A 12,760-nucleotide genomic window follows, 5' to 3' on the forward strand; every position below is an offset into this window, starting at 1 on the left:
AATTCTTCCATAGCTTGTTTCTTCAACTCTGCTGCTTTTGTTTCATTTAATCTTACCATTTTTTCTCCATTAAGTTTTGGTAAACCCATTTCTTCTCTAACTAATTCTGTATATTCTGTACCATCTGAAGTATATACTAAACCCTTCATAGTATAGAAATTATTCTCTCCTATATATGGATCTAAGGCATTTTGTCTCTTATAATAATTTTCTAAATTTAATCCATAGTACCAACTTTGTCTAAATGCTTTATTTGCAATTGCTGTATTCCAATTTGTATCAGGTGTTCCATCTTCTTTGTTCTTATTAAAGTTAAAATGGAACTGATATGAGTGCTTAGATAGTACATCTGGTACTAAATATTTATAGAATTCATGGTTTTCATCTTTACTTATTGTATTCACTTGACTTTCTGTTAATTGAACATAGTCAATTTCTCCTGATTGATATAATTGATATTCTACGTCTAAAGACTCTACCATCTTTATAGTTACTGTATCAAATAGCTCTGCTTCCTTATCCCAATATAATGGATTTTTAGTGAACACTTTTTCATTGTTTTGAATATATTGTGTCATTGTATAAGCACCACTATACCACATGTCTTCATTGTTCATAGCCTTAACATTTTCTACTCCACCTAGTTCATCAACCATTTTTTGCGACAATGGATATAAACAATTATAAGTTGCTACTGTATCAAAATATGGCTTTTCTGTTATACATTTATAAACTAATTTGTTACCGTCTATTTCTAGTCCAACTATTTCACGAAACTTTGAACCTGATTCTGCTGTTAAAGTTTTTGCTTCTTCTGCTGAAAGAGTTTTTGTCCACTCATAATACTCTTCAGCGCCTTTTATCATTTCAATTGGCATTGATGTATTTGATGAATCGTTTTTATGGAAATTAAGAACCCATTCAAGTCCTGTTGCAAAGTCTTCTGCTGTAAGATCTGCCTTTTCTTTACCATTCATATCAACCCATTTAACCCCATCACGAATTTTAAATGTCCAAGTTAATCCTCCATCTTCTGTATTCCATTCTTCTGCTATTCCTGGAACCAATTCCCCATATGTATCCACTTCTAACAATGGGTCAAATAAATTAGTTAAGTTTTCAGAGTCCTCAGCCCTTTGGCAATATAGAATATTAAATGTTTCTAGTTCTCTAACTTGCAACTTAGGTATAACTAAATCCTTAATAGTCTCAGCTGTTTTTACCCCTCCATTGTTATCAACGGTATTACTACCATTAGTCTTTGAATCTCCACCGCTACAAGCACTAAGCACTAAAACTAATACTAGAATTAATGATAATAACTTAAAATTGCTCTTTTTCATAATATTTCCCCCTTTTTTTGATAAAAAATAACAAAATATAATTGTTTGTTTTATCATAATTTTGACATAAAATTTATTATTTCAAAATTAAATCCTATTGGTAATATTCTGAATTTTGATTATGCTTATGAAATTATTTTATCAAAAACAATTTATATTGTCAATTAGATTTTAAACAGCTTAATACTCCTATATCTAGATTGGTTAGAGCCTTATAGATATTTAGTTGTTCAGCTAATTATGAAAAGAAGGATATATAATTTAAATCCATAATAACTTTCTTTTTCAGGAGCACAATACCCATACCTCAAAAGTTTATAAAAATATGCTTTACCAAACTTATATACAAGAACAAGAATGCTCTCTACAATTCTAATCGATTTATGTCGGTATCCTAAATTTCTTTGTCTATATTAATGATAGGTTAACATAATTGCTGAGGTTTTTATATTTGTAAATTTTAACTAGCACAGCAGATTAATTTATATTTTAATTGCTAAACTTTATATAATATTCTTATACTATAAAAAAATAGATAGACCTAATCTCTATATTTTAATATTTTATATTTTAAAAACCCAAAATTATTTATAAATATATTGCGATTATTGAAGGAGTTAAAAAACAAATCCCTGTTAAAATATTAGCTATTATTGCTGATAGTAATTCATCATCTTCTTCAAGCTCATCATTTGTAACTTCTTCTTCTAAAAAATCAATTATATTCTTTGATTGACGTCCAGACTTATCTTTTCCCTTGTTACCTTTCCTTGTTATACTAATTCCATCTAACTTTAAATAGTTAAACCATGCCATAGTTAATAGAACAGTTCCTACAAAAAAGAATGATTTCTCAACCATTATATGAATTTTATTCTTATTTATAAAATGATTCCAAAGTAATGAAAAAGTAACTCCTAAAAATACCCTTAATATAATCTTATATATAGTTGGCTGTATTAAATACGAGTACATCCTTAATAATTTTTTCATTTTAAAAATCCTTTCCAATTGATAATTATTTATAATAATATATAATTACTTTTACAATATTAATGCAACTTAGAATAAATTGTAGATGCTGTAAATAGTCTTACCATACACTCTATATGTCTTGAAGTGACAATAAAAACATCGTAGATGTCCATACCCCTTGGTTAATTACAACTGTAAAATCAATCTAACTCATCTATTTTGAATTTGAAAATTTCTTGCATATTAATTATCATTTTTCTCAATAACGATATATGCTTGACCCGAATTTATACTATCACCTACTGCACATGCTGATATATGTTTAACTTTCCATCCCTCTTCCAAATATCTGTTTACAATTTCTAAACCATCATCTTCTTTTGCACCTATCATCTTTCCATTACTCTTTACCCATATTATCTTTTCCACTGTTAAACTCTCCTTTTCATTTATTCTATAATACACATTATCCAAGAGATGTAAATATATTGCTCGCATGTAACCCAATTTTAGGATACCGTTTCCTAATTTTTACTTTTTCATTTTATATTAATATTTGATTCACATCATTCCATTTATCTTTATTATATAACTCTATATCAATTCATCAAACTACTATTTCATCTGTTTTTTCTATTTTCTCATTTCTACCTTATCATCACTCAAATTATCCTATGTCATATATATTTTCACCTATTTTAAAGGGTCAAAAAACGGCGTGTTTTCACCGACTTCCAACCTAAATTTTAACCTTTCAATAACTATATATTGTGGTTACTTTCATGTCCTTAATTCTAACTCATTTATCTTAACTTTTCTTCTTATAATTTAGCTATTCTTCGCTGCAAAAGTGCTATAAGATAGGTCTAGCCAAACGGAGCCCTAAGTCATGAATGCAATCAGCATTCCAATCACAAAATACATTACTGCCATTATGGTCAGAGGTAAATATGGTTTTGTACATTACAGACTCCTTTCTGACTTTTGGGTAAAAGAGAAGAGCAATCGTTTGATTACTCATAAGGCTATTTTCTTTATTCTGTTATGTTCTCTTTTTTTCTTAAATATATCTCTAATTTGATATCGCTAATAGGCTAATATCTCATATCCATCATTAGTAACTAAAACCATAACTTCCCATTGGGCTGATGGCATTCCATCCGCCGTATAAACTGTCCAACCATCATTATCATCTACAAAAACTTTATCAGTTCCCATGTTAACCATTGGCTCAATAGTAAATATCATACCTGGGACTAAAAGCATTTCTGTTCCTTTTTTCGAAACATAGCTTATCCACGGTTCTTCATGAAATTGTAAGCCAATACCGTGTCCGCCTATTTCACGTACAACGGTATATCCATTACTCATAGCATGTTCATGCACAGCTTGTCCCATATCGCCTAAAAAGGCCCACGGCTTTATTTGTGCTAATCCTAATTCAATACATTCCTTAGCCACATTTACCAATTTCTTTTTTTCAGAACTTACATTTCCGATACAAAACATTCTTGATGAATCCGAAAAAAATCCATTATATATTGTAGAAACATCAATGTTTATAATATCTCCATCCTTTAGTAAAACATCATTTGATGGTATGCCATGACATACTTGGTCATTGATTGATGTACACACACTTTTAGGAAAGCCTTCAAAATTTAGTGTCGCTGGGATTCCACCTAAGTCCACAGTTTTTTCATAAATCAAAAGATCAATTTGTTCTGTTGACATTCCTATATGAAGCTGTTCAGATATGAAATCTAAAACTGCTATATTGATTTCTCCACTTTTTCTAATTCCAATAATATGTTCTGGATTTTTTATGATTTTTTTGGGCGGAATAATACAACCTTGGGTTTTGTACCATGCTAGCTTTTCATCAAAAGACTCATGACATTTTTTATACTTAATTCCGCTTCCACACCAACATAAATCATTTCGTCCAACTTTTTTTAACATTAAAAACACTCCTTCTATTTACTGCGGGGTGTTCAAAAGTCTATTTGAGCTTTATCAAAAATTAAGATTTCTGGTAACAATTTACGATATTGAAATGGTGTATAACCATAAACACGCACAAAAGCCCTTGTAAATGCTTCATGTGATGAAAACCCATATTGTATAGCAATGTCAATAATTCGATAATTCGTTTTCTGTAACGCCACCGCTGCCATACTTAGTTGCCGCTTCTGAATGTAATCTTTGAATGAAACACCGACATATTCGTGAAACTTAGTAGAGCAATAACAAGGTGAATATCCTACAAAATTGGACATTTCTTCTAAAGTTGGATATTCTTCTAAATTCTCTTCAACCCAATTTACCATATTTTCAATTGTTTTAATAGACAATCTGCTCACTCCCCGCCGTTATATTATACTTTCTATTATATTTCAAAACTTGATTGCAGTTTCAATTTTTATAATATTATATCATCCACTATTCAGTAAGTCATCAAGAATCCATGACTATGTAAAAGCTCCCACATCATCATCTGTTCAGGTTTCTATAACCCCATACCATATATAAATAATCTTGATAATTTCATCTTTCTTTTATCTTTATTTCTAGGCATAAAAAAACTAAGCCTGTAGGTCGTTTAAGTTAACCAAGACTTAGCCTATTTAATTATTAATAAAATTGGTATTTATTTTTTACCGAAATATATTACTTCTTTGCATGCTTTTTATTAAGCTTTAAAACAATATTTTTTGATTCTGCAACAGTTTGAAAAATTGTTACTGCAATACTTGCCCTTTCTTTTAGCGTTAAATTTTCATATGCAGTCTTAGAATTAATTTGTTCTATAATATTTTTCAAATCATGCAAATCTAAAAGGCTTACAGCTATACCAAAAAAGCTTTTTCGACGTCCATCGTTATAGTTTGCAAGTAAGTGTTTTAGTATCTCAGCTTTTTCTATTAATTCAGAATTATATTGTTCTATACCTATTTTCTGTGCCTTTTTCATATCTTTAAGCTGATTGCGATGGGTAATAAAAGAGTCAAATTCATCTATGTCTTTGTATTTTTCGCAAGGATATTCATTGCATAGATAACAGTATTCAATGTCTCCGTACTGTAAGCTGCACCTAGCAATAGAACAGCCTTGATTGCCTGCACCTCCACCACAACCAGGACAGTAATTATCCAATTTCATAGTACAGAGTTCGCAGTTTAAGCCACATAACGAAAACATTAAATCTTTCCTTTGAAAGTTTTTCATACTTATCCCCCTTACATGGATATAAGTTCTCCTCATTTTGGAGAAAAAAATTCATTTATTCGCTATCTTAATATCCTTCACTTTTTATGATAATTACTATATAATCTATATTTTGCTGTTTTTTGAGGCTCAAAAGCAGCACTTTTCTGATCTTCCCTTATTTCTATTGGTGCATCTTGCCACCGCTTACTCTTCAATGTTCTTACAATAACGTCAATTCCATTAAAATTATTGCATGTTGTTGCCCAAGCCTGCACAATATTGCGAAGTTGTTTTCCAATATCAATCTTCTGTTTTCTGCTCAAAGTACCTTTGATATCACCTAAAGTATGTCCTTCTACAAAATCCATAATAATATATCGGAAAAGGTATCTGTCTTGTATCTGCCCTTTTGCAATTAGTCGTGGAACAGAGACACCAATTGCATTTGCCCTTTCCATAGCAAAAAGTTCTGCTTTATAGTCAGGCATACTGTTATAACCAGATTCTAATGGAACAAATACCTTTGCAATGTATTTTCCTATCCGGAAAACACCATTGGTACCTGACTTACAATTCTCAAGTGTTTTAAAATCCAATCCTTCATTTTTAAATATTTCTTTTATTAGTGGTGTAAACTCTTCTTTTGAGCAGTACACTGTTCTCCAAGTTTCCCAATCTTTAATCTCAAAATTAAATAAATGATTTATCATTATAACCTTACCCCTCTTTTACTTCATTATGTTTATAATACAGTAAGATTTCTTCTTGAAACTTTTAATTTACTGAATTCCCTTTGACAGCAGACAAACCGTTTCCACATGCCTTATTACTGCAATTCTGATGACCATCGAGCCTGGTCCCCCTTGGCGTCAAGGTATTTTTTCAATAATTCTGCCACTCAAGCCTTGTTTTTATAAAGAGGTTATCGTTCCTTCAACTGTTTCATTCAGTTTTAATTCGTCTCTCTTTAAATATTGATAGACACCAGAAGTCAGATAGTTGCCAACTAAATATGCTAGTCTATATCCACTACATACCCAGTTCCGCCCAGTTAATGTTATCTTAGCTTTTATATCCGGCTCTTTAAATTCATAATATCATCTCTGCATAACTCTAAACTGTCCGAATAGCCGTCCTTTTTCCGGGACATTCTTTAGATTTGAAAGTAAAAACACAATTCCGTTTATTTTATAAAAACATGCTATATTTACAATAATATCTACAACTTGCTCCATCCACGAAGGTTCAAAACACCAATCATCTAACATATTTATAAACGATATAATATCATTAAGCGAAAATAGCTGAGGATTATTCAAGAAATCATCTTCTATGCCCCAAAAGTCTTGAAGAGTATCCATATCATTTCCCTCTTCATCAAAAATTGCCACTTTCTCCGTATGTACACCATTGAGAAAATCCATTTTTTCTTTTAAAGACATATTTCCGGCTTTATAATCGCTAAATTTTTCAATAAGCTCTTCATAATCAATATCATTCATTTAACAATCTCCTATCCTGATTTGCTTAGTACGTATTCTCCACCAAAGGCGTACTAAGCAAATTATAAATTTCCTTTGCCACTTGACCAGTTTTCTTCTATCCCCTTTTTTATATGTATCAGAGGATCGGTGAGAAATATTTACAATCCTATCCTGCAATATCAAAATTTAAGGATATATTTCATGAATGTGCAGAATTAGGAAATTAATCAGCATCAGCAACCATTTCCTTCATTGTTGCAGCAATTAGCTTACTATTTTGTTTTACTTCAGTACTAATTTTATTTAAATTACTGCTTTGAATATTAATTTTCTCTTAAGCTACACCCAAATTCAACAAAATTTTTGCTATTTCATTTCCATGCCGTGATGTTGGATGAATCCGTCAAGACATTGATATCAAAATATATCTCCACCTTTCTATATCTAGTAATCAGAGTTTTTCACCCCTATACTTCTTATAAATTTTACCTATCAACTTATTTCTAGTATTTAGTTATATCTTTTCCTTAATCATCTCAGTAATACCTCCATTATCCAAGTGCAATACCAATGAGTTACCTACTATTCCTTGTGATAAAGTATCCCTATTCTCAAAAGGTCCATGGCAGATTACTAAAGCCCTTGGTGATAGTTTTTGGATATTAATCTCAAAGAATATTATATAAATAATCCTTATTTCATATTTTTTACCTTATGTACATTATATAATTCCTCTACCAACCCATCAAGCTATTACTCCATTTTTCCACTGATTTTTAACCCATATTTGTCCTCAAGCCACTATATTTTATGGTCAAATATTCTGGTTTCTCCATATTCCCTTTACTTTTCTTGTTGCTTTTATGGTTTGACTAAAACCTTAAAGTTGTTCATAATTAATTCATTGACATTAAATGTATATCACGTTATCATATGTTTAAATAATACGATGTGCACTTATAGTCGGGATTATGAAAATACCCTACTAGATGCAATAAAAGCAGAAAGTAGTTATAAAAATTCTATTGTTTCCATAAGCAAAAAATTGTTAAGCGAAAGGTTAGGTGCAATTATGTCTTACAAAAAGCAATCAAAAATAACAGCCTGCCTGTCAATGGCATTTATACTCCTATTTTTATTCGGAGCTACTTATGTAGGGACTTCCCCTATACAGAAAGGAACAAACAGCACCCATGCACCAGATAACATACCAGTAAATACGAAAAAATCGGATATTATTACACAGATTGATAATCCAAATGTTGATATAACAATTGACAATAATGCTGCTGTAGAACTTGTTTCAACAACAGACAATGAACTCACAGTCAATTATGGAGGTACCCTTTATAACGTTGATATTTCAAATGAAAATGTAGACTTGAAAATACACATATCCTATATTGGAAATTATTCAAAATATCCTGCTGCTGTCTTATATATTCCGATGATTACCTACGGTGATATTAATATACAGATTGAACAGGCAACTGCTTATTTCAATGGGGTATTTCAAAACAGCAGAAATATCAATGCTAATATAGAATCATCCTCTATATTCTACACCATTCCAACGGGTTTTACAGGAAAATTAAATGCAACCGCCCCAGACAGTTATTTAGAATTGCGTTCCAATGATGGGTACAAGAACTGCGACATTAACATATCAAACTTTGCTTCCTCTGGAAATATTGCAAATGGTTTTACAAAACAGGGTAATAGTTTGATTTATAATAACGGTACACAAGTAGGAGTCATAAATATTGATTTTGAAGATGGAGGATATGTCATCATAGAATGATGTTATCTACGAAGGTTTATTTATAGTAGAAATTTTATCGTCTCTAGCTCCGTGTTAAATAGTGCATAAATTGCTTCGGAAGTTATACTATAGATATTAATCTTTTATAAGAATAAAATGTGGCAAATATGTAATTTTCATATCTAAGCCACATTTTTATCCTATTTCAGTTTTTACACGAATCGTTTCCCTACCCATACATTTGTACTTGATAAGGTTAGTAGTGAAATAGCCTCTTCTATACTTAGATATGGTTTTTCTTTCATTTTCATTAATACCCTAGTAATTATAATCAAATGGCATAATCAAAAAATTAATTTATCCTTTCTTATTACAAACTAGTTAATGATGTAAAATTCTTTATATCATTTCCATTCCCTAGACATGCTCCATTTTTTATTACGGCTATTATATTCTAGATATATCGAAATATTAGTAAAGTATTCTTTTCTTTTAAACACATCAAAAATTTTATCATAATTATAGTTTTTTCCAAGTTTACTTATCTTTACGCCTGTTTTCCCATTGTAAAAAGTAATATTTTCAAAATCAAATAAAATCCCATATTGGGAATGTTTGAAAATATAATCAATAATATCATCTGGTAATGGTTCTATATGTTTTTTTCTTCCTTTAAGTGCATCTAAAATTTTACCATGCATAACAGACTTATAATCCTTGATATTTTCCATATATATTTTAGTCCAATAATCATCATCATGTGCTAAGTATATATATTTATTATTTAGCCAATTCATAAAAGGCTCATCTAATGGCTTAAAAGTATATCCAATATATAGAAGTTCCGCTAACTCTAGACTACTCATATTATTTATTATATTAACATCATCATAATCTACCCAAATAAAATCACCATAACTATAGACATCATCATTTATCAACTCTTCCATGTTCTCTGAATCTACATAATCAAATCCAATATTTCTATTGTATTTTCCATCTCCAAATGAAGCCTTTAATAAAAGAATGTTGTTTGGCCTAATCTTTATGAATTCCATAAAATCTAAAAATGTCGCCCCACAAGAAAATACTTCGTTTTTTTCAAAATCACATATAGTATAATAAAAATATCTACACTTCATTCATATCCCCCCAATAAACATAAATCCTAGATCTTTGTAGAACTGTGCGACTCAAATATTACCTACATTTTAATCTATTAAATTGATAATGGTGATGGAATGATACCATTAGATTATATCGACACTATTCATAATAGGCTTACTCTTAATAATATAGCTCAAATGGTAGAGGCATACAAGCCAAAACCGTGAACTACTTACAAAATGATTAAAGAATATATTGTTGAAAAATCCAAATTCCACGCTCCTATTCAAATAAATGCCATCAAAGATACGCTTACTTATAAATCTCTGTTCCTCATGCCTTTTTAATCGCTTTTCCAAAAGGCTTGAAATCGAGTTTTCTTTCATCTTGATACATTACATTTTATATTTCAGGTGACTATATGAGAACGAAATTAGATTTTATATTATGTAGTATTTTTTTGTATTTCTTGGGTATAAATTTGCGATTATTCGCTATTCTGTATATACTGGATGTATATCGTTTTAGCGAAAGTATGATAATTGATATGGATTACATTTCTGTAAAAGCTATCTCCGAAAAATGGAGCATATCAGAACTACGGATACAAAAATTATGTGAAAAAACCGCATTGAGGGTATTGAAAAATTTGGTCGAGCATAGGTGATACCTAAAGGTGCAGAAAAACCAAAAGATATAGAACTTAAAAGAGGAAAATGAAATAACAGCAAGTAAAATCAAGCAGTGATCTCTCTATTCCTTTATAATAAATATAGGGTGATTGAAAAGAGGTGAATAGACGAATGTACGAGTGGCATAAACAAATTCAAATAATCGTTGATGAAATTGACAAATGTATTAAAAATTATAATGGCGAGGCTTTAACACTACGCTTTCTTTCTCGTAGGTTGGGTTATTCCGAATTTTATACAACGAGAAAATTCAAAGAAATATCGGGTATGCAATTTAGGGATTATCTGCGGCATAGAAAATTAGCCTTTGCACTAAAAGAGGTTCGGGATAGTGAAAAAAACTTTTAGATATTGCTTTTGATTATGGTTTTTCATCACATGAAGCTTTTACCAGAGCTTTTAAGGGAACATATGGTGTAACTCCAAGTGAATATCGAAAAAAGCCTAAGCCTGTCGTTCTTCGTACAAAAATAAACCCTTTCGACCGCTACTTTTTAGGATTGGGAGAGATTGGGATGATGAAATCTACAGATGATGTTAAAATTTATTTTGTAACCATTCCCGCACACAAATTTTTGCACATTAAAAACTATGAGAGTAATGGGTATTGGGATTTTTGGCAAAAGCAAAATCTTATTCCGGGACAGGACTGCGAAACAATTTGTGGCTTACTCGATAGCATCAAGGGCAAATTGGATGACGATGGTGGGAGCGAATCTAACGCCGACAGCGGTCAGATTATGGCGTATATTAATGACCCGGAGGGCAGACTCTGCGATTGGGGTATTCCACGTACAGAGTGTTATGGTGTACGACTTCCTTTTGATTATAAAGGCGAAGTACCACCACAAATGCTTATGATTGATATTCCCGAGGCTGAGTATATTGTTTTTGAACATGGACCATTCGATTATGAGCAGGAAAATCGTAGTGTGGAGGAAAAGATTGAAAAGGCAATGTCAACTTTTGATTTTACAGGCACTGGTTACTGCTTTGATACTTCCCCCGGTAGAATAATTTACTTTTATTTTAATCCTGAACGTTTTTTTAAGTATATCAGACCAGTGAGGAAGTAAATAAAATTGACTTCCTATCCACTATACAGACACTAATGAAGAAATCAAATAGAACATTAAGTAAGTACACACTTGCCGCCATAACAATGGTAATAAAAAAAACTTGTTATGGCGACAGGATAGTTATGTGCCCGTACAAAATACAGTAGAGTAATTTATAGGAAGCTTTAATGTTGATTCTTCTATATAAATTTCCACTTCTTCATAAGATATACTATCTTCGTGTTTTCATTTACCATAAAAATCAATAGCAGTATTCTCTATTATTACAACGATGAACCCTTTAGTTTTGTGACAATTAATTTCACCTATCTTATCTAAATATCTCTAACATATTCAACGCTTTCAGCATTCATCTTTTTCTGGAACATATTTAAATAATCTCTTATAGGTATTCACTAAATTTTTGTCTCCTTTCTTTTATCTAATACTTGTCCGCCTACACCATAGGGAAGACATACCGGTACATCTAGAATAGGGTGGCGAATCACCTCTGCCTCTACATCAAAAACCTCTCGAAGGGTTTGAGGTACAATTACATATTCTGGGGAACCGGTACTATGTACTTTCCCCTCCTTAACAGCTATAAGATAATCAGAGAACATTATGGCATGATTTAAATCATGGAGAACCATAACAATAGTGACTCCATGCTCTATGTTCAATTGTCGTAATAGTTGCAATGTTTCCAATTGATGAGAAATATCCAGATAAGTAGTCGGCTCGTCAAGAAATAGAATATTAGTTTTCTGTGCCAATGCCATGGCAATCCAGCCGCGCTGTCTCTGTCCCCCTGAAAGTTGATCCATCTCCCTATCAGCAAACTCTTTCATGTTTGTACAAGCTAGCGCCCATTTAATAATTTCCTTATCTTCTAAGCTAATCCCTGACATCTTACTTCGGTATGGAAATCTTCCATACTCTACCAAGTCAGCCACAGTAATACCAGAGGGGGGTTGCGCTCCTTGAGGGAGAAGAGCCAGGTTTTGTGCCACCAACTTAGTTGGCATACTATGAATTGACTTTCCCCCTAAACATACTACGCCTTCGGTAGGGGCAATTAATCGGGACATAGTTTTAAGAATAGTAGACTTTCCAGAACCATTGGAAC

12 protein-coding genes and 1 pseudogene are annotated in these 12,760 nt (G+C 31.4%); 3 read left to right on the plus strand and 10 right to left on the minus strand.

The annotated features are described in order from the left end of the window. The 8 genes from ABWP20_RS17070 to ABWP20_RS17105 form a co-directional block, all read right to left on the minus strand. A partial coding sequence (locus ABWP20_RS17070) for a peptide ABC transporter substrate-binding protein (protein ID WP_353097460.1) occupies nt 1–1,343 on the minus strand: 1,343 nt, incomplete at its 3' end. Between the two features lie 588 nt (nt 1,344–1,931). Then, the gene (locus ABWP20_RS17075) at nt 1,932–2,336 is read right to left on the minus strand and encodes a hypothetical protein (RefSeq protein ID WP_353097461.1); all 405 of its coding nucleotides are present in this window, start codon (nt 2,334–2,336) and stop codon (nt 1,932–1,934) included. A 225-nt stretch (nt 2,337–2,561) separates the two neighbouring features. Next, nucleotides 2,562–2,747, minus strand: coding sequence for a hypothetical protein (locus ABWP20_RS17080; RefSeq protein ID WP_353097462.1), 186 nt, complete (start codon nt 2,745–2,747; stop codon nt 2,562–2,564). Between the two features lie 657 nt (nt 2,748–3,404). Further along, entirely contained in the window at nt 3,405–4,280 is an 876-nt protein-coding gene (locus ABWP20_RS17085) for a methionyl aminopeptidase (RefSeq protein WP_353097463.1), read from the minus strand. A gap of 32 nt (nt 4,281–4,312) precedes the next feature. After that, nucleotides 4,313–4,672 (minus strand): helix-turn-helix transcriptional regulator, encoded by a 360-nt coding sequence (locus ABWP20_RS17090; RefSeq protein ID WP_353097464.1) that lies wholly within the window; start codon nt 4,670–4,672, stop codon nt 4,313–4,315. A gap of 316 nt (nt 4,673–4,988) precedes the next feature. Next, entirely contained in the window at nt 4,989–5,546 is a 558-nt protein-coding gene (locus ABWP20_RS17095; protein WP_353097465.1) for a DUF3795 domain-containing protein, read from the minus strand. Nucleotides 5,547–5,623: 77 nt separating this feature from the next. Continuing rightward, a complete protein-coding gene (locus ABWP20_RS17100; RefSeq protein WP_353097467.1) occupies nt 5,624–6,238 on the minus strand; it encodes a protein kinase family protein in 615 nt (204 codons plus the stop codon). 387 nt (nt 6,239–6,625) lie between these two features. Beyond that, nucleotides 6,626–7,030 carry a hypothetical protein gene (locus ABWP20_RS17105; protein WP_353097468.1) on the minus strand — a complete coding sequence of 135 codons (405 nt, stop codon included), beginning with the start codon at nt 7,028–7,030 and terminating at the stop codon, nt 6,626–6,628. A 1,054-nt stretch (nt 7,031–8,084) separates the two neighbouring features. Here ABWP20_RS17105 and ABWP20_RS17110 point away from each other — a divergent pair. Further along, on the plus strand, nt 8,085–8,813 hold the full coding sequence (locus tag ABWP20_RS17110) for a hypothetical protein (protein ID WP_353097469.1): 729 nt from the start codon (nt 8,085–8,087) through the stop codon (nt 8,811–8,813). Nucleotides 8,814–9,178: 365 nt separating this feature from the next. Here the strand turns inward: ABWP20_RS17110 and ABWP20_RS17115 are convergent, their stop codons facing one another. Continuing rightward, the gene (locus ABWP20_RS17115; RefSeq protein WP_353097470.1) at nt 9,179–9,916 is read right to left on the minus strand and encodes a hypothetical protein; all 738 of its coding nucleotides are present in this window, start codon (nt 9,914–9,916) and stop codon (nt 9,179–9,181) included. Between the two features lie 1,007 nt (nt 9,917–10,923). Between ABWP20_RS17115 and ABWP20_RS18520 the strand changes: the two are divergent. Both ABWP20_RS18520 and ABWP20_RS17125 read left to right on the plus strand, forming a co-directional pair. Continuing rightward, nucleotides 10,924–11,001 (plus strand): annotated as a pseudogene (locus ABWP20_RS18520) (hypothetical protein); the annotation flags it as partial. 87 nt (nt 11,002–11,088) lie between these two features. Then, nucleotides 11,089–11,649: a hypothetical protein gene (locus ABWP20_RS17125; protein ID WP_353097472.1), complete on the plus strand. Its 561-nt coding sequence runs from the start codon at nt 11,089–11,091 to the stop codon at nt 11,647–11,649. A 398-nt stretch (nt 11,650–12,047) separates the two neighbouring features. Here ABWP20_RS17125 and ABWP20_RS17130 read toward each other — a convergent pair. Continuing rightward, a partial coding sequence (locus ABWP20_RS17130) for an ABC transporter ATP-binding protein (protein WP_353097474.1) occupies nt 12,048–12,760 on the minus strand: 713 nt, incomplete at its 5' end.

Origin of the sequence: Tissierella praeacuta, assembly GCF_040396155.1 — a bacterium.
Taxonomy (GTDB): Bacteria; Bacillota; Clostridia; order Tissierellales; family Tissierellaceae; genus Tissierella; species Tissierella praeacuta_A.